Source organism: Moorena sp. SIO4G3 (assembly GCF_010692305.1).
Taxonomy (GTDB): domain Bacteria; phylum Cyanobacteriota; class Cyanobacteriia; order Cyanobacteriales; family Coleofasciculaceae; genus Moorena; species Moorena producens_A.
In genome coordinates, this window is sequence record NZ_JAAHIG010000005.1 from 35,091 (window position 1) to 58,641 (window position 23,551).

Here is a 23,551-nt window from a genome sequence, read left to right on the forward strand (position 1 = left end):
ATCAATGTGGGCGCTGAGACGCCCAGAGTCAAGAGCTAGCCCGCTGAGAGTCCAAAATCGACGGGCTAGCTCTGGCTCCCCAATCACAAGGAGATACTTTCATGATGACGTATTCTGAACGCCTTCATCCATGGGTGGTCATGCGGCTGTTACCGAAAATGCAGCGAGTAGTTGTTGCTCGCTTTCGCAATCGATCGGATGCGGAAGGACATTTGTGGGCCCTGAAACGATTAATGCCTGATGCGGAATTTATAATTATTTTTGATGTCGGTAATAATCCGATAAATAGTAGGGAATAGGGAACAGGGAACAGCGATGCAGCGCGGTCTTGGGGAGGCAGCGCGGTCTTGGGGGTTCCCCCCATGAGCGACTGCCGTGGTTTCCCCCATGAGCGACTGCATCAAGACGGGAACAGGGGATCAAGAGAGAGATTACCTAGCAAAAGGAAGCTATGTTTTTTGAACACTGATTGTAGCGTTTATCGCAGTTATGAGGTACACATTATTTTTTCCTTCTTCCCTGCTCCTTGCTCCCTGCTCCCTGCTCCCTGCTCCCTGCTCCCTGCTCCCTGCTCCCTGCTCCCTTCATCAAAGTGTTAATTTAGCATAACAAGTACGGAAGAGCCAACATCATGCTAGTCTTAAAATCTTGTGCCCTAATCTTATTAACAACTTGTTTAATCAGTTTTATTTGGGCAGGCTTGGCTTTATTTACTCGCCCTAACGGCATGCCAAATGCTGTACGGATCCTTGTTGTATTCTGGATACCATTAATATTTCTACAGGTCAGTATGATCGTTCTTACGGAAGAAAGTAATTTAATCCTAGGGTTAATGGGACTGAGCATCTATATCAGCTCACTAGTTTTATTTTGGTGGGCAGTGAAAACAACTAAGGATAAGCCTTTGTCTGTTTGCTATTCCGATGATTTACCAAACCATATCATTACCACTGGCCCCTATAAATTCATTCGTAATCCTTTTTACACATCCTACCTACTTTGTTTGCTACCTGGTGTTTTTGTTACTAATTAACTCTGGCTAATAATCACAGTAGTAGTAATGTTTGTTCTCTACTATCAAGTTGCTCGCGAAGAAGAAGCTAAATTTTTAGCTAGTAGTTTTGCGGCTGACTATAAAGTGTATAAGGAAAACACAGGAATGTTTTTACCTAAGTTATAGCGCTACGCGCAAGGCAAAAGGCAAAAGGCAAGAGGCAAAAGTTCATGTGCATTAGCTTTTGCTGCTTCTATCAATGTCCTAACTTTAATGCGTAGTGCTATATTGCTGTTCCCTTAGCGTGGGCGGCAGTAAACATGCAGCAGGCAACGGGCAAGATGCCCGTTCCACAATGATTGCTGATTGCTGATTGCTGATCTAGCGGTTTTCAATGTGGTGAGGTACAGAGTTTCTGGTTTTCGGAAACAGGGAACAGGATCCCGATTCCCGATTCCCGATTCCCGATTCCCGATTCCCGATTCCCGATTCCCGATTCCCTACTCCCTACTCCCTACTCCCTATTCCCTATTCCCTTCTATTCAAAATGGCCACAACCGTTGCAGCAACCGCCAAATTTTAACCACTAGCTCTTCTATCCAAAGCATGGTGATGTCTAACCACTCTAACACTCGTTCTAAAGGATGCTTAATATATCCTTCTGGAGTTGCTTTAGTGTCAATGCAGTCTTGATCTGGCTCTACATCACTATCGTTTCTATAGTTAGCGATCGCACTATTTTCTTCTCCCTTAGATCCGTTAACCTTGTTGCTACCAGAATTAACAACTGCTAGAGTTTGATGTTTAGATTTTTTGGGACTATTTTTTCCTAAATTCGACTGAATTTGCGATAGGTCTGGTGATTTTTCAGTCTTGGAATTTGTATTCTGGGTGATGGATGGTTTGGGTTGAACGTTTGAGGATTTATTTCTCGATATAATCAGCTTACCTGGAGCCTTTAGTAAGTTCAGGTATCGCTTAAAGAGGGTCCAAATAGACTTTTCTGACTTCACAGGAATCTTGCTGTTGAATCCTTCTGGTAACTGATGTCTATATTGAAGATTAGCAACCGGTAATTCTGCCTGATTTACGGAGTTGGAGGTTGAGGAAGATAAATTTTGCGAGTGGTCAGATCCATCTGGGTTGCCCCATAAATCGTTATAGGATAACCAAGGGTCAGATTCATCTGATTTAGACCGAGATGGTGTTGAGCTGGATGGTTTTAATGACGGGGAAAGTGGAGCGGAATTATCTTCTGATAGCTGATGGACTTCTGGGTATAAATCATTGCTGTTTGCTCCTGCTAAACCCTCTCCAGAACCAGAAGAAATTTCGGATTGCTCTGAGGAACCACTCAAAGTAAAGTTAGATGGTTTTCTACCAAAGAAATAGTCAATCGCAGCATAGATTAAGCTTAAGAGTTTAAGTCGGTTAGTGTCAGACCCTGCCGTTACCTCCTCTGAGCTATTAGGCTTAATAAATGGTTTTTGTAGGGCTTGCATCAGTTTAACTACCACTTCAGATCCTGGTCCTAATTGGTGTGATTCCAGTTCTAGCAATTTGTTATCCAGGAAAGTTAATAGGTCTTGAATTGGGCTAGAAGGTGATAGCTGGAATGGTTTGGGTTTAAGTTGTCGGTGATGAGAGGTGGCTGATTGACCCTTGGAAACAGCTCGTTCGCGTAGCGTGCGCGTAGCGCTAATGATCCTCGATTCCCCGAAAAGATTAATTGCGATCGCTACAGGACTAGTTTGCACCCACGCCATCAATCGCCAGAATAGCCTGATGGGTGGAAAAATAGGGGGGTGATCTAAGGTAGCAAGGGAAGGGGATGCTTTTTTGCCCTCTAACGAGTGGGCTAAACGCCATTTACGCAGTAAGTCAGCCACCTCCCAGCTGATTCTGGATGTTAGTTTTTGCTGCTGCTGGGGTAATGTCCCCGTCGTATTGGGACTTAGTCACTTTTACATTTACGTGCTGGTTTTGTTCGTATCCTACGGTTGGAAAGGCTTGCTCCCTGCTCCCTGCTCCCTGCTCCCTGCTCCCTGCTCCCTGCTCCCTGCTCCCTGCTCCCTGCTCCCTGCTCCCTGCTCCCTAAAACCAATTATTGTACCTCATGGGTATAATAATTGCTATATATACCAACACAATTATTGAAATAGTTTAATTAGTCAAAAATCAATCAATTAGTCCTTCTTCTCTGGCTCGATTCAGGGTTGTAATCCGAATATTCTTACCTTCTTGCTTGCAGTCTTGGGGATAAACACCGAGAACATCTTGGATTTTCGTCCAATAGGTACGCACCGCCCGTTCACATTTATACATGCGCTCAGAGATTTGTTTATCTGTCAATTCTTCCTCAGAGGCTAGTTTCAGGACGTCTAACCATTCTGGTTTCAGTTCCAATCCAGTTTTAATATCTCTTGTATGGGTTGCTCCTTTTAGTGCTAAGTCAACCCTGATTAACATTTCCGATTCCGAAAGTTCCTTTTCTGCAATTACAAAGCCACCTTCATGGTTATCAATATCATGTTTGATTCGTACAAGTGCCTTGACATAACTGCTTTGCACCAGGAAATTATGTTGGGGATAGTTTTTTAGTAACTTCTGAAGTAAGTAAATACCAGTATCAGTTTGGGAAGTCATTCCTGGATTTTCTGGTATACACAAATCCATCACCAAAAGGTCAAAGTTAGAATTAGCGATTTCATTTTGAGCTTGTTGTGCGGTTTTTGCTTTGACTATTTCTGCGTCTGGATACTGTTGGCTTAGCTCGTTGACTGTTCCATTCAAAATTAGTTGGTGGTCATCTACTACTAAAATCTTCATGTTACTGGTATTGGGCTCAGGGGGTGACAAGCTAATTGAAAATCTTACAGGGGTTAGGTTTTAGGGGTTAGGTGTTAGGTAAAATTGCCCTGGCGGGATGGATTGATTAAAACTATCATTGACGAAGTATGCGTGAAAATTGCTTCAATTGCTGGGAAATACAAATGACTCCGATGCGCTCATTTTTCCCAACACCTAAAACCTAACACCGTTCCACCTATCTAGGTTTGAGCTTTGTTGTCACCCCGTGAGGGTATTGGGGAAATCTTGATTGTTAACGGATCATAGCTAGCATTGACCATATCACCTTCTCCTATAGTTTGTTTTAAAACTTTCTCAAAGCTATCGTTTAAGTTCCTGTGTTCAGCGCTAAATATAGCGCTACGCGCAATGGCATTGGCAATAGGCAAGAGGCAAAAGTTTACTACACAAGGTTTTCAGCTTGTATCAATGTCAAACACTTTAATGGGTAGTGCTATACCAGAAAACTGTATAACAATCCAACCACCGACAATCTCCGCCGGAAACGATTGCCAGATTTTTTTCTAGCAATAAATACAGTATCCAAGTTTTTCTAATAGGATAGCTTGTATTGATTGACTGATAAGCCTTCTAGAGATTGCCTTCCCGGAGAGTGAGAAAAGGGGAGCATGTCACTTATGCAGCAACATTAGTACTAAATTTATAGCCCCCTCATGGGTTTTAGCTTGCTCTGATGGTATATAGTTCATTTGTTCTGCAACTTTGACCTACTCCCGAGAAAAGAGAGGGAGCATGTGCTCCTAAAAGAGCGAAATGCTGCCGAACCACCAAACACCCCCCTTTCAAAAGGAGGGTATGTATGTCCGGCATGTCCCGCTACAATGGAAAATTTTACACCTGAAAAACTTGACAAGGCGAATGCCTCTATTGGTAAGCAAGAAGTCTCTGCCAATGGAAACGACCTATTCCTAGAATAGGTTACCCCTTCTACGGTGATATTGTAGATACTACANGGTGACTGGGGTGAAGAGGTGTGCTCTTCCGAAGATAGGGAGATAGGGAGATAGGGAGATGGGGAGATGGGGAGATGGGGAGATTGGGGGAAGAGAAAGTTGTACCTTTGACCGCAACTTAGTATTAAAGGGAAAAGCTATGCAAATGGAAAATGGAAAATGGAAAATGGAAAATGGGAATTAAACTTAATAATTAAAATTAACAACTAAAATCAATAATTAACAATTCTAATTAACAATTAGAGCAGTCGAAGTAAAGGTTAAGAAATGTTTATTATCCCTGCTCCCTGCTCCCTGCTCCCTGCTCCCTGCTCCCTGCTCCCTGCTCCCTGCTCCCTGCTCCCTGCTCCCTATTCCCTATTCCCTGCTCCCTAAAACCGATAACTTTGTACTCACCAAATTGAGAACTGCGATCTAAAAATTAATGACCTTTAAGCACACGATCAATAGCCTGCAATAATTCCTTAGCGGTGTAAGGCTTAGACAAAAAGGTTTTAACTCCAGCTTCAGCCGCCGCATCGACTTTATCACTGATAGGCAACCCACTGATGCCAATAATTTTGATCTCGGAGTTAATTTCTTGCAATCGAAGGATAGTTGCTGGTCCATCCATAACTGGCATCATCATATCCATCAGCACCAAGCTAATATCATCCTGATGTTGCCTATAGAGTGCGATCGCTTCCCTACCATCCCTGCTACTCATCACCCTATAGCCATAGTTTTCTAAGGAAGTCTTGGTAATCTCACCAATAGCGGCTTCGTCATCCACCACTAAAATCAACTCACCGTTTCCTGTCGGTAGTTTTAGTTCTTCCTCGACAGGAATTGGAGAGTGTTCTACTGCTGGCAAATATACTTTGAAGTGAGTACCTACGGCCACTTCACTATACACATTCACAAAACCGCCGTGACTTTTAACAATACCTCTGACCGTAGACAAACCCAGTCCTGTACCTTGACCGATTTCTTTAGTAGTGAAAAATGGCTCGAAAATTCTTGGCTGTATTTTCAAGGGAATACCAATGCCAGTATCAGCAACGGTCACCACAATGTAGGGACCGACATAAGCATCAATATGCATCCTGGCATAGTTTTGATCTAAAAAAATATTTTGGGCAGACAATGTCAAGGTTCCACCATCAACCATAGCATCACGAGCATTGATGCAGAGGTTCATCAACACTTGGTGCAGTTGTGTGGCATCTCCAGATACAGACCAAAGATTGGGGTCTATATCCGTAGACAGTTCAATAGATCTCGGAAATGTTTCTAGGATAATGTGTCGAATTTCCCGAATCAAATGCCTGACTTGTAAAACCGTTCGTTGACCTGTAACACCCCGAGCAAACGATAAAACTTGCTTGACTAAACCAGCCCCGCGCCTAGCATTATTCTCTACAGTTTTTAGGAGTTGCACATGCCGCTGATCTGAGATTTTAAGCTGCAACAGTTGAGCGGACATTAGAATAGGAGCTAATAAGTTGTTCAGGTCATGGGCGATGCCCCCAGCTAAGGTACCAATGCTCTCCATGCGCTGAGCGTGGAGAAACTGAGTTTCCAGTTGTTTCTTCTCAGTTATATTAGTATTGACAATCAAGATTGATTTGGCCTGTCCCTGAGGATTTTGCACCAAAGTCCAGCGACTTTCAACAATAATTTCTTTGCCATCTTTGGTGACTTGATTCAACTCACCATACCACTCCCCTGTTTTGGCAACACTTTGGTCTGCCTCGGCTAGGTCAGCTGGTGCTTGTTCGTACAGCAGTAGATGCTCTTTTTTCCCAATCACTTCTGCTGCCTGCCAACCATAGAGACACTCGGCCCCTTTATTCCAAAATGAGATAGTATTGTCTAGATTCCGAACCAGAATGGCATCGGTTGCCACATCCAACAAAGCCGCTTGTTCCCGAATTTTTTGTTGTGCTTGCTGGCGCTCAAGGGCATAGCGGATGGAACGCTCTAGTAAAGGTGCTCTGAGCTGACTCTTATCCAGGTAATCTGCTGCCCCAGCTTTCATGGCTTCCATGTCAACCTCATGGTCTCCCTGGGCAGTGAGGAGGATAATCGGTGCTGTACACCCCCTGGCAATGGCTTCACCCAGGAGTTCAAGTCCATTATGCTCACCAAGACGGTAGTCCAGTAGATAAACATCATGGTGGTTCTGACCAATCATTTCTAAGCCCTTAGCATAGGTCTCCACCCAAGTCAAGCTAAATCTAGTCCTCTGGTTTTCCGACAGTAAATCACGAGTTAGAATATAGTCATCTTCGTCATCATCAACGAGTAATACATTAACCAAAAGGTTGTACATTGGTCTGGCACCGAAGGAATCGAAGGAAATTAGTCGAGAGTGGTTTCTAACTTCTGAAAAGGAAATTAGTCGAGAGTGGTTTCTAACTTCTGATTGGGGTAAGCAATTTGCCAGGTTTGTGATCAACGAGCATTGATGAGGGTCGGTTTTGGAAATAGTCGAGAGTGGATCAGTATTTAGTGATACAGTAGAAACATCAGAAGAAACATCAGAACGTTTAGGTTTCGGTTGTGAGCATTTACTCATGGTAGTTTTTTAGGGCAGTCTATTCCCTTCCGGGGGCAATTCGGCGATGTCCAACCAGTACTTTTTTAACGTTTGCATCACCTCAATTAGGGAACTATAGGTGACAGGCTTAACGATGAAAGAATTTGCTCCTAAGTTATAACTATGATAAATATCTTCTTCAGCCTTTGAGGTAGTCAGCACCACAACTGGTATAACTCGTAGATTAGGGTCAGCCCTAATTTCTCTGAGGGCCTCACGACCATCTTTTTTCGGCATATTCAAATCCAGTAGGATTAAACTTGGACGAGGGGACATGCTGGCCTGGGTGTGTTTACCACGGTGATACAGATAATCCATCAATTCCTCGCCATCACTGACAAAGTATAGCTCATTGGTCAACTGACTCTCTAAGAGAGCCTCCCTTGCCAAAAGGCAATCATCCGGATCATCATCTGCCATTAGAATTACCACGGGATTTCGGCTTTCATTCACTAAGCATTATCTCCTCGACCAAAAATTATAAAGGAATTATAAAGTAAATATGAAGGTATTATGAAGTATAAAGGGATAAATTTGAGGTATTTTATTGATTAGTCACTCAACTACTAGTATGTTTTGATTATTTAACGTTTAACCTTGGCCAAAAGGCCACGCGTTCGCGTTCAACCTTTAACTTTTAACCTTTAACCTTTAACCTTTAACCTTTAACCTTTAATCTTCAACTTTGTTTAATCGGCACCGTAACAATAAACCTAGCCCCCTGTCCTGGTGTGCTTTCTGCCATGATGCTACCATTATGACGTTCCACAATTTTACGGCAGATAGCTAGACCGATGCCGGTTCCTTCATATTCGCTGCGACCATGGAGCCGTTGAAAGGTTTGGAAAATGCGATCGCGATACTCGGGGTTAAACCCAATACCATTGTCTTCAACTATAATCTGACAACGCTGATTAACGGTTGCGCCTCCATAACTTAAGGGAACACTTTCTTGAAGCAGTTGACTATAAATTTTAACGACGTTACCTCTTGGTGCTGGTCGGAATTTAAGTCCGTTACTGATCAGGTTTTGCAAAAGTTGACGCATTTGCACTGGATCAGCTTCAATAGTATGTAGTTCACCGACTTCCACTACGCCACCAGATTGCTGGATACGTAGTTCTAAATCAGAGAGTACCTCTTGCACCACTTGAGCCAGATCAGTGGCAACCCAAGGTCTTGCCTTAGTGGTCACCCGGGAAAGGCTAAGCAAGTCATTGATTAACACCTGCATCCGTCCTGCGGCATTCTGCATCCGTTTGAGGTAGTCCTGCCCCTGCTCCGTTAACTGTTCATGATACTTGGTCTGAAGGCGATCGCCAAATGCCTGAATCTTGCGCAGGGGTTCTTGCAGGTCATGGGATGCTACATAGGCAAACTGTTGCAGTTCCGCATTAGAACGGGCAAGTTCCTGACGCTGACGGGTTTCTGTTCCTAAAAGCTGGGCTTGGGCTAAGGCAATAGCAATTTGGTTCGCCAGTTGTTGCAACAATTCACTTTCAAAGTTAGTCCATTGTCGTGGATTGGCACACTGATGGGCAATCAACAAACCCCAAAGTTTGTCTTGTTGCTGAATTGGCACCACTAAGTTAGCTTTTACCCCAAACTGTTGCAGCATTTCTACATGGCAAGCTCGGATATCAGAGTTTTCTAAGTCACAGATGTTGCTAACCCTTCCCTGACGATACTGGTCCAGGTACTCTTCATGAAAGCAAGGATCTTCGATGCTTTGTCCGAGCATGATTGGCCAACCAGGTACTACGGCTTCTTGAACCACTTTCCCCCAGCCATCAAAACTTAGTTGGAAGAGTACAACTCGGTCAGCCTTGAGAAATTGTTGCACTTCTGTAACAGCCGTTTGCAAAATCTGCTCCAGTTGTAGAGACTGGCGGATTTTCAGGGTAATTTCTGAAAACAATTGCGATCGCTGATTTTGGCGCTGGAGTTCTTGCTCTGCAAGCTTACGCTCAGTAATGTCATCCACCACATAGGAAAATCGGGGGCGAGGAGTAGTTGTGTCGGGAATTGGGCATACAGTGGCGCATAACCACCGGGTATCGGTTTCAGTGGTGTGATCATACTCGAAGGAAATGGGCTGATTGCTTCGTTCGCTTTCTCGGTAATGGCTAATCCAGCGACGGATATGAGTTTTGGGTGCCCCCAGCTCACTGGCTAACCGATTCTGCATGGCCTCGGGTGTAGTCCCGAAAAAATCCGCCGTACTCTTATTATCAGAAATATGCAGGATGTCATCATCTAAAAGTTCCACAACCCCCATCAATAGTGTGGAACTGTTGAAGAAACTACGCAGGGTCGATTCACTCTCGAGCAGTGCGGCTTCTACCTGTTGGCGCTCTATTTCTGCTTGATGAGCTGCAATCAATCGACCAAGACTTTGAGCCATTAATTCTACAATTTCCCGTTCCTGAGGCTGGAAATCCGTTTCTCTTACCTGGGTTGAGGAAAAATTCAGGGAGCCGTAGACTTCACCATAGACAAATATAGGAGTCCCGATATAGGACTCAAGTTTTAGAGTTTGGTAGACTGGATGAGCGTGCATCAGTTCCATGTCACCTACATGAGTATAGGCAATGGTCTTTTTTTCGCGAACGACAACAGCACAATAGGTATCTTTTAATTCAAACTCTGAGCCAGCCACTAAGCCTTCTAGATCAGACCTGACCGACAGGATAGTGTAGGAATTAAGGTGTACTTGACTAATAATGCCAGTGGGCATCCCTAAAATTTCACATCCCGTCTCCAGATAGTCAGCATAAAGCAGCTCAAAGTTTTGGTAATTGGTGGTATTCAGCCGATGTAGGTGTTTGAGGTTGTTACTGAAGGTTTCCAGTGCCTGAGACTTTTGCAAAAGTTGCTCGTCTGCGTGCTTGTGTTCAGTGATGTCCCGCCCTACTGCCTGGAGCTCAATCAATTGACCCTGCTCATTAAAGATGGCACGATCGCTCCACTGCTGCCAGCGAATCTCTCCTGTGGGCATAATCACCCGGTGTTCAACCGTTTCTACCGGATTCTCAGGGCTTAGAGAAGTAATACACTGTTCTAGCCTTTTGATATCCTCATTGGGAATCAATGGCAAAAACCGTTGTCCAATCAACTCTTCCTCTGACTTGCTGAAATAGCGACAGTAGGCAGCATTGACAAAGGTAAGAGTTCCATCAGGACGGAAACGACAGATGAGTTCCGTTTGATCTTCGACAATAGCGCGATAGCGAGCCTCGCTTTGATACAATTCCTGCTGATTTTGCTCCCGCTCGGTTATATCATGGTTAAGACCAATGGTGGCCACCATATTGTCTTGCTGATCATACAGAGGTACTACCACCGTTTCACACACCCCACACCTGCCATCTTTGCCAATAAAGTGAATCTTCCCAGACCAACGTCGGGACCTGGTCATCTCCTGGATAATCTGATCGGTTAGAACCGTCGCCTCTTCCGGTCGGTGCAAAATCCCTACACTAGTACCCAATACCTCAGCTTTCGTGTAGCCGAATATTCGCGCTGAAGCGGGATTCCAATCAATTATCTTACCGGCTAAGTCGGTGATTATGATCCCATCGAAGATACTTTCAAAAATCAGAGCCTGTCTACGCAGGGCCTCTTCCGCCTGTTTGCGCTCAGTGATATCGATGCAAGAACCAATGTAACCGGTAAAGTCCCCATTGGGGGTAAATCTGGGAGTGCCTATATCTAATATCCAACGATACTGCCCATCCCTACGTCGCAAGCGGTACTCCATGCGAAAATTTTCTCTGGCGTCGAAGGCGGATACATAGGTATTGAAGCTGCGCTCTAGGTCATCAGGATGCACCCCTTCAGCCCAGCCCTTGCCGAATTCAAGTTCGAGGGTCTTACCGGTGAAGTTCAACCAAAGCTGATTGAAAAAGTTATAAAGTTTATCAGTGCCTGACATCCAGATCATCACTGGGGCATGATCAGCCATCATCCGGAAGCGAGCTTCACTTTCTTCGAGGCTGGCTTGCTTTTGTTTGGCCTCGGTAATGTCCCTTGCGATCGCATAAATTAAAGCATCGTTAACTACAGGATAAGCAGCCCAAGCTAGCCATTTATAAGACCCATCTTGACAGCGATAGCGATTCTCGAAATAGACAGTAGGGATGCCAGTCCCCAATTGTTCCATTTCCGCCCTAGTTGGTCCTCGGTCATCGGGATGGACAAAATTGAAAAACGTGGTGCTGGTTAGTTCCGCTTCGGTGTAACCCAAGGTGCTAGTGAAGGAAGGGCTCAAGCGCTTAAAGTAGCCATCGAAACCCGCTATACACAGCAAATCTATCGAGAGGTCAAAGAAGCGATCGCGTTCTTCCTGGATCCGTTTCCATTCAGTAATGTCACGAGTAAAACATCGGGTATGGACAAATTTGCCATTTTTCCAGAGGACATTAGAGTTAATCAGCACATGGGGAATCGAGCCATCTTTGCACAAGAGTCTGGCTTCGTAGTTTTTTAAGGTTTCTGATTCTGTTAGTCTGGCCAGGATATCGTCAATCACCTCTTGCTCCAGGTAAAATTCAGCAATGTGGTGACCGATATACTCGTCGGGGTTGTAACCCACCAGATCTAACTCTGCCTGATTAGCCCACAGGATGATGCCATTGCTATCCACGCAATGGAGACCAACGCAGCCATTTTCTAAAAAATCCAGGAGTTCTTGGTCAACCTGGGGTAATTCATGTTCAAGACCTTGGTTTTCTAGAAACGGCTGCTGTAAATCTGCTAACTGTTGTTTTAGCTCCAGTTGGCTTATCAGTTGACGACTTAAGGCTTGTAATCCCGCTAACTGTTGTGGCTGAAGTTGCTTTGGAACTTGATCCATTACCGCAAGTGTTCCCAGAGGGTATCCGTCAGAGGTAATTAGGGGAACTGCAGCATAAAACCGAATATGAGGCTCAGCAGTAACTAAGGGATCAGTGGCAAACCGTTGATCAGCTAGGGTATCCTGAACTACCAATACTGAGGCTGACTCTATCCGATGGCTGGATAAAAAGGTATTTTGACTTATTGACGTTTCATTTAATCCCAGAGTAGACTTACACCATTGACTGTTACTACTGTCAATCATGGTAGTCAGAGCTATGGGCGTTTGGCAAATTTGTGCGGCTAATGCTGTGACATCATCAAACGCTTGTTGCAGATCAGGGTCAATAATTCTTTTATAATAGTTTTGGGCTGCCCGGGTTATTGGTTCATCAGCCTCTGCTTCTGCTGCCATCAAATAATCTCCAAACGGGTTATGATCAGCCCTAGTTATGATCAGCCCTAGGTTAGCTGTTGCTCAAGACGACAAGACTGATCACTGATCAGCTAAGACGAGCTTGACTTGAATTAGCTTGACGTTAAGGATAGGTAGCATCAATTGACTGACGGCAAAAGCTTGTGGGCTACTGAGAAATAGCCCGGCAAAAGGCCATCATTGCCCTTGTCAGGAAAAAAACTTCTGATTTAATAATAATATTTGAATAGTATTTAGATATATTATCTGAATTTAGAGCACCTGCTCCTAATTTTTAAAGTATTTTAAACAAATCGGAACATGGCGCTAAGGTTGGGTATTGATTAATTCCAAGCAACAAATATAAATAAACTATAGTATAGCTGATTTGTTACTAATCTTAACACTTGTTAGAAGTCTTAGGCAATGACTCCCCTGCCCAAAATCACTGAAAAGCAAACGGTAGATAGTTTTTCAATCACCATCGCTCCCTTATCCCTATCAGAAATCTACACCCTTGCTGATCATCCGGCTAATGGAGCTGTGGTGATGATGAGTGGCACAGTCCGTAATCAGACTGATGGTAAACCAGTGGTAGCATTAGAGTATCAGGCTTATGAGCCCATGGCATTAAAGGTATTTTCCTCAATTGCTGCCCAAATTCGTGCCTCATGGTCTGATGTGAATCGAGTGGTGATCCATCATCGCATCGGTCGGTTGACTATTGGGGAAATTAGCGTGTTAGTTGCCGTTGGCTGTCCTCATCGTTCAGAAGCCTTTANTTGTCTGGATTGATAATAATGGTGATGGACTCCAAAACCTTGGTGAATTGGGTCTCAATGGTGTGACGGTCAACGTTTATAACCCAGGTGTTGATGGTCAACCTGGTGGCGGAGACGATAATCTACTACTTGGTATTAATCAGAGGGGAGAAGAGAGGGAAAGCAAAGTTTATGTCCGTGTCGAGTATAAAGGGAAGATTTCGTCACCTAGGTGGACTTCGCTTGTGTAACCCCAGGCTTTAGCGTGAGGGCATGCTGAGGAGAATCAAACCATCCTGCCGATCTCCCCATGATTAATACTAGAGCAATGTTTTAGACAAAGTGTCGTTCGATCAGGGTGGGAATTTGCTGGGGAGCCACTTCGCTGTAGCGAGCTTTGTCTGGCATCATCACTAGGTTAGGGCCATGTTTGCACTGTTTGAGGCAGCCAGTTTCTTTAATCTTGACTTGGTCTTCTAAACCATGGTCCTTTAAACTCGATGCGATCGCATTACACACCGCTTGACCTCCCCGTTTCCGGCAACTGGATTTCTGACAAACTAAAATACTCGCTTTCCGGCTGGGAGTTTTGGGAACCAAAACAGTTGTTGGCTGCTGGTGGGGGGGAGCAGCAAGGCTCACCTCATAGGCTTTAAGTATAAGTTTTCGAGTTTTGCGCTTTAGTTTGCTGGTGCCACTCACCTCAATCCACGCCCCAGGGATAATCGCTGGATCCAAGCTCTTTCTCAGAGGTTTAGATAACTTAATCCAATATTCAATATTTGAAACAGTAATTCTTAAGTACTTGATTTTATAGCCATCCTTAATGACAAAGTCTAATAACTGTCCTACTACACTAAACTCTGAGACTGGCTCTTTCAACTTAGACATAGTTATTTACCTCTAGGAAAACGGTTTTTCTTTAATCAACCTTAACAATGGCTATTTTTGTGGACTGAATCTTGGCAATCTGCTGGGTTTAAGCCGATTGTACCAAGAAAAATTTCGTTCACGGAGTCGTGACTAATCGAAAATCTATCTCAACTAATTTATCACAAATAATCGTCAATAGAGCTTCTGGAAAAGTTAAAAATTGTGTTATTAGCGACATTTGGGAGTCTAGATTAAATAAGATGATATGTGTTAGCCTACTTAAAAGCCTGGCAATAAGGCACACTTAATGAGAACAATCGGAGAACACTATTATGTCTACAACTCAGGGTCTACTACGCTCCTTTGGTGAAATTGCTGACAATCCAATTTTGCTGGAAAAAAACGTTACCACCCCAGTTTGTGAAGGATTAAACATAGCTTTAGCCAGCTTCCAAGGGTTGTACCTGCAATATCAAAAACACCACTTTGTTGTGGAAGGAGCAGAGTTTTACTCCTTGCATAAGTTCTTTGAAGAAAGCTACGACGATGCTCAAGAGCATGTCCATGACTTAGGAGAGCGTTTGAATGGACTAGGAGGAATTCCAGCCGCTAGTTTTGCCAAATTAGCTGAATTGTGCTGCTTCACTCCTGAATCTGATGGAGTTTACAACTCTCGCCAGATGGTAGAGCATGACTTAGCAGCTGAGCAGTCAATCATTCAGTTAGTACGCAGTCAAGCTGCTCAAGCAGAAAGCCTGGGCGATCGTGCCACCCGCTATCTCTATGAGAAAATCTTGCTCAAGACTGAAGAGCGAGCTTATCATTTGAGTCATTTCCTGGCTCCAGACAGCCTAGTCCTGGGATTTATTGGCAATGCAGCCAACTAAACCTACTTAAACTGAGATCTTGCACCATTGTCATGAATCGTAGGGTGGGCAGTGCCTACCAACTGAACCTACTTAAACCTACCTTCCCTACTCGCGCTTTGCATCAACAGAAAAAAGTTGAGGGTTGACCGTCAACCCTCAACTTTTTTCTGTAAACAAATTCAAAACGGAGAGGGGGAGATTCGAACTCCCGGAGCCTTTCGGCTCGCTCGATTTCAAGTCGAGTGCAATCGACCACTCTGCCACCTCTCCGGGCAAATCTATATTAACAATCCTTGGCCAGGATGGCGACCATCTATACAAAGTTATAAAACAAAGTTATAAAACTTTTTTTTATACCAGCAAAGCCTCAGAAGCCTCATAAAGCAATTCTTTAGATACCACCGAGTAATCCTTACCCACCCAGACCAGGGAGACTTTATCCACTATACCGCCTTTGAGAGACACTATCGAAAAATTCCGCAATCGGTCTGTATCGGTTTCGATAATTCGAGGCACACTGGCTGCATTTAAGTATACAGTCCCTTCCGGACTAGTAACAATCCTGGTTCGTAGTCGGTCTTTGGTGTGCTTGAGGATGTGGTGCATATGACCAAAGGTGACTAAGGGAATGTTTTTACCCAAGGAATAGGTTTTTGCGATCGCATCTTCCAAATCCGGGTCCCCATGATCACCACCAGTAGGATACCAGTCTTTACCACAGGGAGCTTCTGCTTGCTCACCTAGTCCCGTCGGACCATTATGACCGATCAAGATTACCGTTTCGTAAGCCGCACTACGCACTGCTGCTAAAATGCGTTCAACGGATTCAGAAAAGCTATTAATGCCATACTGTTCCCTGTAAAACTTCTTATTGCGCCAACTCTGCCCGCCCCAACTGTAAGGGCGAGCGCCAACTACAGAGAGATTTAAATCTGGGAAGTCAAGGTAACCATAACCCACATGGGTTGACCCCAGTAGATCCAACTGTTGCTGTACCCTATCTTCTACTTCATGGTCATAAGGACACTTTTTTCTCCCCCATTCCGAGGCAGTATACCAAGCATCATGGTTTCCCATAATCACTGCCTTGGGTAGGTCAATAGCAGCAATCATCTGGACTATATCCACCGCCTCATTGCCGAAATCCCCGACAAATAAGACCAGATCCACACCCAACTGCTCAAGAGCTATAGCATCTTCCGCTTCCCACAGTTGATGAATGTCTCCAACAACAGCAATTTGGATTGATTGTTTTTGATGAATGGTCATGCTTATGTTACTATCGCCCCTTCTCCAGCATAAAGGCAAAAGGGCAAACAGCAATATAACATCGAAAAAAGAATACTACATATCACCCCATTATCCCATTAATCCATTATCCCATCAGCCCTTTGCACAGAGGTTGTTTCTGAGCATCCGGATCGAGCAGCTGATAGCTGAAGAATACATTAAGTGTGACTTTTCTTGAGGAGTCTCTAACGGATCTGAGGCATTCGTGATGGCTGATCTGAAACTCTTGGCAAATTCTACCGTCTCTACTCTGTGTCCCCCCCTAGGGCTGTTTAATCTGCTCAATAGTATCTAGTCTGACGGGCAGATACGGGAGATAGCTCAGATCACGGAGATCAGAAATACTTTATTCTTCCATTCTTCCATTCTTCGGCACCTTCGGCCTATTGCTCTCCTTGCTCTGAAGCAGCATCAACACTTTCACAGGAAACATCAACGTAAGCGGTTAGTAAGAAGCGTATGTCTAGATTAGCGTTTAGCCCAGGAGCAGGACCAGAACAGTTAATCAATGGACGTTATCAAGTTATTGACATCCTTAACCGTGTGAGCTGGGGTCAAACTTGTATTGCGTTAGACACTTACCGACCCGGAAATCCCGAATGTATTGTTAGACAATTCCGTCCGGTTACTGATGACCCTGACTCCTGGCAAGCTGCAAAAGATATATTTCATCGTGAAACTAAAATTTTGGAGATTATCTGTCAGCATGACCAAGTTGCCAAAATTTTAGATTGCCTAGAAATTGACCATAGCTTCTACATAGTTCAAGATTTCATCCCTGGACGACCCCTGAGTGAGGAACTCAATCAACCCTGGAGTGAAAGCAGAGTAATCAATCTGCTACAAGAGGTTTTAGAGATTTTGGCATTTGTCCATGGTCAAGGGGTGATTCATGGTGATATCAAGCCAGACAATCTGATCAGACGATCAGACGATAGCAAATTAGTTTTAACTGACTTTAGCGGTATTAAGCAGGTACGGACACCATTAGTTGGTGTTCAATTTAGTGCCATAGCGGCTTTGGGGGCATTCGGGTATATACCAACAGAGCAAATTCTCGGTAAACCTCGTCCCTGTAGTGACCTATATGCTGTAGGGATGATTGCCATTGAGGCACTCACAGGACTCAAACCCTTACACCTAGAAGAAGACCCATTAACCGGAGAAGCCCTTTGGCAGGACTACGCCACAGTCACTAAAGATTTCGCTGGCATTATTCAGCAGATGGTGCGCTATTACTTCAAAGACCGTTACCAGTCTGCTGATCAGGTTTTGGAGTCACTCCATTCCTTAACTAGTTCTAAACCATCTATAAACTTACCAATGTCTTCAGCACCACCAACATCCCCAAACCCCTACAAACAAAAAACTGACGATAATCTGGGTGAGCCAATTGAACCAGAGACTCTTGAAACAGAGGAAACAGAGGAAACAGAGGAAACAGAGGAAACAGAGGAAACAGAGGAAACAGAAGACATTTATTATCCCTCTGTGCCTACTATTCCTACCAGAAGGTCTAGTGGACTTAATCTCACCGCCATGGGAGTTTCCGCATCTGTAGCCTTGTTAGTAGTAGCTGGAGGCTTCTTGTTCTCATCGGGTGGCAACCAGGCAGAAACTAAGCTAGCACAGGCTGAGGAAAAGTACCAGCAAGGGGATTTAGACGCAGCGCTGAAGCTGGTAAAATCGATACCGGAAGATAGTGAAAACTATCAAGATGCTCAAAATGCGATCGCTCAGTGGAAAAGAGATTGGCAAGATGCCAAAGCCCTATTCCCCCAGATCAAAACCGCCTTTGAGCAACAGAAATGGGTAGAGGTAGTTGAGCAGGCTAGTCAGATTCCTAATATTGTCTTCTGGCAACGGCAAATACAACCTATGGTCAGCCAAGCTCAAGCCAGTCTTGAGAAGGAAGCTTACCAGTTACTAGAGCAGGCTTACAAGCAGGCTATCGAGAAAGACTTTACTGGTGCACTCAACACATTTAAACAAATCCCAAAGGGAACAAAAGCCTACGCTACAATTCAACAAAAAATTCCGGAGTACACTCAAAAGCGAAACATAAAAGCAAACTTCCTTCTTCAGCAGGCTTACAATCGAGCTGCTCAGAAAGACTTTACCAGTGCATTGGTATATTTGAAAAAAATTCCTAAAGATACCGATGCCTATCCTAAGGCTCAGGAAAAAATTGTTGACTATACCGCTAAGCAAGAAATTCGGGCTAAGTATCTCTCAAAGATGGCTTATAACCAAGCTGTTTTAAAGAACTACACTAAGGCTTTGGATTATTTGAAACAAATTCCTAAAGGTACCTCCGTCTATGCCAGTGCTCAAGCCACAATTCAGCAGTATGCTCGATAAGCTATTGTGCCGTTAAACTGTCTATTATTGAAATCAAACAAAAAAGATATATCCCAGTGCCCTTTTGCCGTAAGCTATCAGCTATTAGCTGATAGCTTACTTGTTTTACCCTACAGTAGTTAATTGATATTTACTACTAGCCACTAACCTGGGATTGCGATTCATTGCTACTTCTATAAAAGCAGGACTTTCTTTGTGCACTACTTCGGGAAATTTGCCCGAATTAGCCATAACTTGTCTACCTGGTGCGTAAGCTTCGATCACATTACCGCTCACAGAACACATTACCATTAAATAGTCACAAACTGGGCATTCAGTTTTGGTGACCTGATCTCCAGCACAAGCATAATGTGATGCTTGAGAACCGATTAAGTAGTGACGTTGAGCCATATTCCCACAGTTGGGACATCGGACTGATTGAGTTGTCTCCATTGCCGATTCTCCTCATTTACATGTCATGGCTTGAAGGAAATAAGTCAGACTTAAACTCAGAATTCAGAAAGTTTTTTAAATTTTTATGTTTTTAATTAAACCTAAAGTTGCTGTTCAAGTGCGGCAGTAAATTTTTCATAGTCAGCAACTCCTACAATAGTTTCTACCACTTCACCGCCCTTAAAAATCAGCACCGCAGGAATGCTGCGGATACTGTATTTTTTTGCAGTAGCTTTGTCGGCATCAATATCGATTTTTACTACCTGAGCGCGATCTTTGTACTCTTCAGAAAGTTTATCCATTAAAGGACCAATTTTACGACATGGACCACACCAAGGGGCTGTAAAATCAACGACAACTGGAACTTCAGAGGTTAAAAGTGCATCAAATTCACTGTCTTTGATGTAAGCAACTGTACTCATGATATATTCTTGAAATTTTTTAAAACTACCACAAATTTATAGTCAACGGTAAAGGGTAAAAGTCAATAACAGTCAAGATGGTTACCCCTTTTATCTTCCTTTAATAAAGAAGGGCGGTTAATCGGTTTGAATAGCTGTAATAACCAGGATGGCTAAGGCTATAGTTTGGTTTACCATGGTTATATGAAGTTGCTTGATGCATTAAATTATGGCTGCTGAGGAATTAGAAAGGGATAGCCTGATCGAAAGGCTCAACCAAGGTAGACAAGCGAAGGCAACTATGGGTGGCTATGCAGGTTATGGTTCACCGGCCTTCGGTCAACGCGCCCTAAATGGTGAGTTAGTGGATGATCCCCAAGAACAGCATGTAATTGAGTTAATTCGCCGTCACCATAAATCGGGCAAGTCATTACAACAAATCGCTAACTGGCTCAATCACCATGGCTATACAACCAAGCGTGGTCAGCAGTGGAAACGGATCTCGGTTAAGCGGGTTTTAGACCGGCTATACGGTAGAACCCCTAGGGTGTCTAGTTTGCCTCAAAACCCCAGTCAAGGGAACTTAAATCAGTAAGTAAATCAGTAAGCTCCAAGCTGGTAAAGTAGTTAGAACACCTTAAACAGAACGTTAGATAAGCCAGGGAACCTGATCGGACAATCCCATCAGACAATCCCATCGGACAATTGCCAAGCTAGGTCAGCAATGCCTAATTATTTGCCCCTAAGCCCAAATGGTGAAAGTCCCAGTATCCCTGGCAACCTATAAAAGCCAAAAGCTATGTCATATAAGGGTTAAAGATGATTTTGCTGTAACATCTATTTATTATATACCTTTATACAAGTTATGTGCATATTATTTATGCGTTTGCGGGATTTGTCTGTAACATCCCTCTAAAAAAACCCAGGCTCAGTAAATACACCAGCGCCATAGTGTGTAGCGGTTGGCGGCGGTCGTAGGTCACGGAAGTTCACGTATCAAATTAATTATGCAACTCAACGATCGACTTATCTGCGCCCCAACCCTAGAAGAGGCAATAGATCATCAGCCTTTGATCGTTGCTCCTGACACCCTCCTAATCGACGTAATTGCTTTGATGAGTCAGGAGGGAGGCAAAAGTTGTTCATTGCCCAATTTATACTCACCATCAGACCAGCTCAGCATTCGTGAGCCACGGTCTAGCTGCGTTTTGGTAATGGATTCAGACAAGTTGCTGGGAATCTTTACTGAGCGCGATATTGTCCGGCTCACGGCTAATGGCATTAACTTTCAAGAGGTAACAGTAGCTGAGGTCATGGCACAGCCGGTGATTACGTTTCCTCAAACTTCGTGTCGGGATATCTTTGCCGCCTTATTCATATTTCGTCGGTATCGGATTCGCCACTTACCAATTGTCGATGATCACGGTCAGCTCGTGGGTGTTGTCTCACCAGAGCGAATTCGCCAGGTATTGCGACCAGCCAATCTGCTCAAGTTACGGCGAGTATCAGAAGTGATGACCCCTCAGGTGGTTCATGCCCTTCCCACTGGCTCAGTATTGAGTTTAGCCCAACTCATGAATAACCACCGAGTTAGTTGTGTGGTGATTACCTCCGACCATGGAGAGGATATCTGTATGCCAGTGGGGATTGTCACAGAGCGGGATATTGTCCAATTTCAGTCTCTCAAGCTGAATTTGTCTAAAGTCCAGGCTCAGGATGTGATGAGTACACCTTTATTTCTGCTGAGTCCGGAGGATTCTCTATGGACAGCTCATCAGGAAATGCAAAAGCGTCGTGTGCGGCGATTGGTGGTGTCTTGGAATTGGGGTCAAGGAATCGGTATTGTGACCCAAACAACCCTGCTGCGAGTGTTTGACCCAATGGAAATGTATGGCATTGTGGAGACATTGCAGCAAACCGTTGAGCAATTAGACCCAGCCAAAGAATCCGTTAACAAATCCCACAAAGCCATTACCCCTGGTGAGGAATCTGGGGAGGTGCCAGAAAATGCGATCGCTTTATCAGGAGATAGTGTTAATCATAAATCAGAGCCACCCAATACAGACCAAAACAGAGACCAAAACAGAGAACTAACCGTGATTTTGTCACAACCGATAGAGGGTCAAGGATTAAATACTTCCCAACAGTGTGAGGCTTTCAATTACCCCAATAGTAACTTGGGTACCAGTCAAAATTATCAATTGTGTATCCTGCTCAACACTACTCAAGCTATTCTAGAGAACCTACTTAAGCAATCTAACCTATCCTCAGAATTACGTCAAAGCCAGCTTAATTCAGCCTTAGATAATCTTGATCAAATGCGAGAGCTAATACAGAAACCCCTTAACCTATCTTGTCGAGATCAGGTGGTGGTAGATCAGGTAGGTACTTCTAGCAGTTAAGCTAATCCAGATTTAAGGGACATATTTGACTTGGTCTGAGTTTGTTGAACGGTGTTCGCCGTAGGCGTCCCTTGTTGGGTAGGTTAACGGTTAACAAAAACTAATTGGAATTCCTTGAGTGCTGGTAAAAAGTTTTTGTTTTCATGACTAGGGCGCGTCAGTTTAATCAGGGCAAAACGTTGGATAGGAGTTAGTTCTGCCCACTGTTGAGTAGTTACTACAACTCCCAATTCCATAGCTTTTTCCGCCACGGTAGATGGAATTACCTGAGAATTCATCCAGGGAGCTTGGGGATCAACAGGTAAATTAGAAGCGGGTTTTCCTGTATAGTTTATAACTAGGTGTTGAACATAGTCTCCATACTTTTGGATTGACTCAGTCGTAGTGCAGGGTATCTCTACCAGTTGCTGACGCTCGTGTTGATTAAACTGATGCCAGTGGCTCAGTTTAAGTTTGATGCCGCAAGTGTCTAATTTCATCCGCACTTGCATAGGAATACACCGTAAGGAATCCACAAAATCCGCTTCAAATTGAAAAAAATTAGTCATAGTATTCTCAAACTTATTCATTAATAATGTTTTCTCGTGCTAGTACTGCGGATAATCCAGTAACTAATTGATAGAGATATAATTGCAATTGCTAATCCAATTACCTGGCTTCCAGAAGTAGTTTTAAGGTCAAGAATAATAATTTTACGGGCAACGGCAATTAAAGACGTAACAACAACTAACTCAAGTTGAATAACATGTTTTCGCAGATAAGCGGTTATATTCTCTAAAATTTCTAGTGCAATAAGAATATTTAGAAACAGTCCAAATATTTTGAAAAGTGTTTTGCTCAAAACTATTGCTTCTGGATTAGTTATTTCTTTAAATAGTGAGATAACTAGGCTCCTAAGTGCAACCAAAATTACCACCACCATCACCAAAGAGAGAACTTTGGAAACAAACCCCTCGAACAGATTTAGCCCGTATAAGAAATTCTCATCTTTGGCTGCATCTCTAAGTTTTTGGAAGAGTTGTCTTAACCGCCTCATAGGAATAGGTTAGTAAAAAGACAGATGATGGTTGATTTTAACACTTCCACGGGGTATTAACCTAACAGATCAGTCAATCTCGTGGTTGCCTTTCCCTGAGGCCACCTCCGATGTTCAACTATCGCAATCTCTATGACTTCATAAAGCCAAGACGATCAACAAGAGGGAGGGCGTTGCTGATTCATGCAATGATTGAGGGTAATTGGTAATTGGTAATTGGTAATTGGTAATTGGTAATTGGTAATTGGTAATTGGTAATTGGTAATTGGTCACTGATCCCACTACACTTGACGAAGTTCCTTAGTTCACTAGCCCCAGAGGGAGAATAGACCGGAAGAGGGGTCAGAGGGCAGGGCTGTTTCATTTTCAGGAATAAATTGTCTTTTTCTACGGGTGAAAGGGAGCTGGGGTGCTGGGGAGAGGTTTTTTTTCAGGTTAAAAATAACTTTTTATTAGCTTTAATCCCCCCTATCTCC

General features: G+C 43.7%; 20 protein-coding genes, 1 tRNA gene and 1 pseudogene. 8 read left to right on the plus strand and 14 right to left on the minus strand.

Translation table 11 applies throughout. The features are described from left to right. Positions 1 to 104: 104 nt before the first annotated feature. A complete protein-coding gene (locus F6J99_RS01700) occupies positions 105 to 299 on the plus strand; it encodes a hypothetical protein (RefSeq protein WP_293089542.1) in 195 nt (64 codons plus the stop codon). Here the strand turns inward: F6J99_RS01700 and F6J99_RS01705 are convergent. Next, positions 231 to 389 (minus strand): hypothetical protein, encoded by a 159-nt coding sequence (locus tag F6J99_RS01705; RefSeq protein ID WP_293111442.1) that lies wholly within the window; start codon positions 387 to 389, stop codon positions 231 to 233. The genes F6J99_RS01700 and F6J99_RS01705 overlap by 69 nt on opposite strands. Positions 390 to 1,536: 1,147 nt before the next feature. Continuing rightward, a complete protein-coding gene (locus F6J99_RS01710; protein ID WP_293111443.1) occupies positions 1,537 to 2,883 on the minus strand; it encodes a hypothetical protein in 1,347 nt (448 codons plus the stop codon). 94 nt (positions 2,884 to 2,977) lie between these two features. Here F6J99_RS01710 and F6J99_RS01715 point away from each other — a divergent pair, with 94 nt between their 5' ends. Then, positions 2,978 to 3,151, plus strand: coding sequence for a hypothetical protein (locus F6J99_RS01715; RefSeq protein WP_293111444.1), 174 nt, complete (start codon positions 2,978 to 2,980; stop codon positions 3,149 to 3,151). 21 nt (positions 3,152 to 3,172) lie between these two features. Here the strand turns inward: F6J99_RS01715 and F6J99_RS01720 are convergent, their stop codons facing one another. Both F6J99_RS01720 and F6J99_RS01725 read right to left on the minus strand, forming a co-directional pair. Then, the gene (locus F6J99_RS01720; protein WP_293111445.1) at positions 3,173 to 3,823 is read right to left on the minus strand and encodes a response regulator transcription factor; all 651 of its coding nucleotides are present in this window, start codon (positions 3,821 to 3,823) and stop codon (positions 3,173 to 3,175) included. Between the two features lie 221 nt (positions 3,824 to 4,044). Next, a complete protein-coding gene (locus F6J99_RS01725) occupies positions 4,045 to 4,233 on the minus strand; it encodes a hypothetical protein (protein WP_293111446.1) in 189 nt (62 codons plus the stop codon). Positions 4,234 to 4,876: 643 nt separating this feature from the next. Between F6J99_RS01725 and F6J99_RS01730 the strand changes: the two genes are divergently transcribed. Then, complete coding sequence (locus tag F6J99_RS01730; protein WP_293111447.1) at positions 4,877 to 5,002, plus strand: hypothetical protein; 126 nt, start codon at positions 4,877 to 4,879, stop codon at positions 5,000 to 5,002. A 237-nt stretch (positions 5,003 to 5,239) separates the two neighbouring features. On the opposite strand, the gene F6J99_RS01735 is transcribed toward F6J99_RS01730, so the two are convergent. The 3 genes from F6J99_RS01735 to F6J99_RS01745 form a co-directional block, all read right to left on the minus strand. Further along, complete coding sequence (locus F6J99_RS01735) at positions 5,240 to 7,378, minus strand: response regulator (RefSeq protein WP_293111448.1); 2,139 nt, start codon at positions 7,376 to 7,378, stop codon at positions 5,240 to 5,242. A gap of 9 nt (positions 7,379 to 7,387) precedes the next feature. Further along, positions 7,388 to 7,852 carry a response regulator gene (locus tag F6J99_RS01740; protein WP_365972413.1) on the minus strand — a complete coding sequence of 155 codons (465 nt, stop codon included), beginning with the start codon at positions 7,850 to 7,852 and terminating at the stop codon, positions 7,388 to 7,390. A 226-nt stretch (positions 7,853 to 8,078) separates the two neighbouring features. Then, on the minus strand, positions 8,079 to 12,650 hold the full coding sequence (locus F6J99_RS01745; protein ID WP_293111449.1) for a PAS domain S-box protein: 4,572 nt from the start codon (positions 12,648 to 12,650) through the stop codon (positions 8,079 to 8,081). A 426-nt stretch (positions 12,651 to 13,076) separates the two neighbouring features. On the opposite strand from F6J99_RS01745, the pseudogene F6J99_RS01750 reads away from it, so the two are divergent. After that, positions 13,077 to 13,430, plus strand: a pseudogene (locus F6J99_RS01750) (molybdenum cofactor biosynthesis protein MoaE); the annotation flags it as partial. A gap of 314 nt (positions 13,431 to 13,744) precedes the next feature. Here the strand turns inward: F6J99_RS01750 and F6J99_RS01755 are convergent. Beyond that, on the minus strand, positions 13,745 to 14,302 hold the full coding sequence (locus F6J99_RS01755; protein ID WP_293111450.1) for a (2Fe-2S) ferredoxin domain-containing protein: 558 nt from the start codon (positions 14,300 to 14,302) through the stop codon (positions 13,745 to 13,747). A 314-nt stretch (positions 14,303 to 14,616) separates the two neighbouring features. Between F6J99_RS01755 and F6J99_RS01760 the strand changes: the two genes are divergently transcribed. Continuing rightward, entirely contained in the window at positions 14,617 to 15,171 is a 555-nt protein-coding gene (locus F6J99_RS01760; RefSeq protein ID WP_293111451.1) for a Dps family protein, read from the plus strand. A 167-nt stretch (positions 15,172 to 15,338) separates the two neighbouring features. Here F6J99_RS01760 and F6J99_RS01765 read toward each other — a convergent pair. Together F6J99_RS01765 and F6J99_RS01770 are read right to left on the minus strand one after the other, a co-directional pair. Beyond that, a tRNA-Ser gene (locus F6J99_RS01765) sits at positions 15,339 to 15,423 on the minus strand. 81 nt (positions 15,424 to 15,504) lie between these two features. Beyond that, on the minus strand, positions 15,505 to 16,422 hold the full coding sequence (locus tag F6J99_RS01770) for a TIGR04168 family protein (RefSeq protein WP_070390652.1): 918 nt from the start codon (positions 16,420 to 16,422) through the stop codon (positions 15,505 to 15,507). A gap of 480 nt (positions 16,423 to 16,902) precedes the next feature. Between F6J99_RS01770 and F6J99_RS01775 the strand changes: the two genes are divergently transcribed. Then, positions 16,903 to 18,804, plus strand: a complete 1,902-nt coding sequence (locus F6J99_RS01775) for a protein kinase (RefSeq protein WP_293111452.1) — start codon at positions 16,903 to 16,905, stop codon at positions 18,802 to 18,804. A 105-nt stretch (positions 18,805 to 18,909) separates the two neighbouring features. On the opposite strand, the gene F6J99_RS45380 is transcribed toward F6J99_RS01775, so the two are convergent. Both F6J99_RS45380 and trxA read right to left on the minus strand, forming a co-directional pair. Then, a complete protein-coding gene (locus F6J99_RS45380; RefSeq protein WP_365972417.1) occupies positions 18,910 to 19,236 on the minus strand; it encodes a hypothetical protein in 327 nt (108 codons plus the stop codon). 101 nt (positions 19,237 to 19,337) lie between these two features. After that, positions 19,338 to 19,658: a thioredoxin gene (trxA, locus tag F6J99_RS01785; RefSeq protein WP_293111453.1), complete on the minus strand. Its 321-nt coding sequence runs from the start codon at positions 19,656 to 19,658 to the stop codon at positions 19,338 to 19,340. Between the two features lie 208 nt (positions 19,659 to 19,866). On the opposite strand from trxA, the gene F6J99_RS01790 reads away from it, so the two are divergent. Together F6J99_RS01790 and F6J99_RS01795 are read left to right on the plus strand one after the other, a co-directional pair. Further along, complete coding sequence (locus tag F6J99_RS01790) at positions 19,867 to 20,232, plus strand: recombinase family protein (protein ID WP_070390647.1); 366 nt, start codon at positions 19,867 to 19,869, stop codon at positions 20,230 to 20,232. 412 nt (positions 20,233 to 20,644) lie between these two features. Beyond that, positions 20,645 to 22,039: a CBS domain-containing protein gene (locus F6J99_RS01795; protein ID WP_293111454.1), complete on the plus strand. Its 1,395-nt coding sequence runs from the start codon at positions 20,645 to 20,647 to the stop codon at positions 22,037 to 22,039. 83 nt (positions 22,040 to 22,122) lie between these two features. Here F6J99_RS01795 and F6J99_RS01800 read toward each other — a convergent pair whose 3' ends face one another. Both F6J99_RS01800 and F6J99_RS01805 read right to left on the minus strand, forming a co-directional pair. Continuing rightward, positions 22,123 to 22,587, minus strand: a complete 465-nt coding sequence (locus tag F6J99_RS01800) for a nitrate reductase associated protein (protein ID WP_070396420.1) — start codon at positions 22,585 to 22,587, stop codon at positions 22,123 to 22,125. A 20-nt stretch (positions 22,588 to 22,607) separates the two neighbouring features. Next, positions 22,608 to 23,075, minus strand: a complete 468-nt coding sequence (locus tag F6J99_RS01805) for a phosphate-starvation-inducible PsiE family protein (RefSeq protein ID WP_293111455.1) — start codon at positions 23,073 to 23,075, stop codon at positions 22,608 to 22,610. Positions 23,076 to 23,551: the final 476 nt, after the last annotated feature.

Bases quoted from the DNA above. Each gene is read 5' to 3' on its own strand.
- F6J99_RS01700 (WP_293089542.1), top strand. From the start codon at position 105: ATGACGTATTCTGAACGCCTTCATCCATGGGTGGTCATGCGGCTGTTA.
- F6J99_RS01705 (WP_293111442.1), bottom strand. From the start codon at position 389: ATGGGGGAAACCACGGCAGTCGCTCATGGGGGGAACCCCCAAGACCGC.
- F6J99_RS01720 (WP_293111445.1), bottom strand. From the start codon at position 3,823: ATGAAGATTTTAGTAGTAGATGACCACCAACTAATTTTGAATGGAACA.
- F6J99_RS01730 (WP_293111447.1), top strand. From the start codon at position 4,877: ATGGGGAGATGGGGAGATGGGGAGATTGGGGGAAGAGAAAGTTGTACC.
- F6J99_RS01735 (WP_293111448.1), bottom strand. From the start codon at position 7,378: ATGAGTAAATGCTCACAACCGAAACCTAAACGTTCTGATGTTTCTTCT.
- F6J99_RS01745 (WP_293111449.1), bottom strand. From the start codon at position 12,650: ATGGCAGCAGAAGCAGAGGCTGATGAACCAATAACCCGGGCAGCCCAA.
- F6J99_RS01755 (WP_293111450.1), bottom strand. From the start codon at position 14,302: ATGTCTAAGTTGAAAGAGCCAGTCTCAGAGTTTAGTGTAGTAGGACAG.
- F6J99_RS01760 (WP_293111451.1), top strand. From the start codon at position 14,617: ATGTCTACAACTCAGGGTCTACTACGCTCCTTTGGTGAAATTGCTGAC.
- F6J99_RS01770 (WP_070390652.1), bottom strand. From the start codon at position 16,422: ATGACCATTCATCAAAAACAATCAATCCAAATTGCTGTTGTTGGAGAC.
- F6J99_RS01775 (WP_293111452.1), top strand. From the start codon at position 16,903: ATGTCTAGATTAGCGTTTAGCCCAGGAGCAGGACCAGAACAGTTAATC.
- F6J99_RS45380 (WP_365972417.1), bottom strand. From the start codon at position 19,236: ATGGAGACAACTCAATCAGTCCGATGTCCCAACTGTGGGAATATGGCT.
- trxA (WP_293111453.1), bottom strand. From the start codon at position 19,658: ATGAGTACAGTTGCTTACATCAAAGACAGTGAATTTGATGCACTTTTA.
- F6J99_RS01790 (WP_070390647.1), top strand. From the start codon at position 19,867: ATGGCTGCTGAGGAATTAGAAAGGGATAGCCTGATCGAAAGGCTCAAC.
- F6J99_RS01795 (WP_293111454.1), top strand. From the start codon at position 20,645: ATGCAACTCAACGATCGACTTATCTGCGCCCCAACCCTAGAAGAGGCA.
- F6J99_RS01800 (WP_070396420.1), bottom strand. From the start codon at position 22,587: ATGACTAATTTTTTTCAATTTGAAGCGGATTTTGTGGATTCCTTACGG.
- F6J99_RS01805 (WP_293111455.1), bottom strand. From the start codon at position 23,075: ATGAGGCGGTTAAGACAACTCTTCCAAAAACTTAGAGATGCAGCCAAA.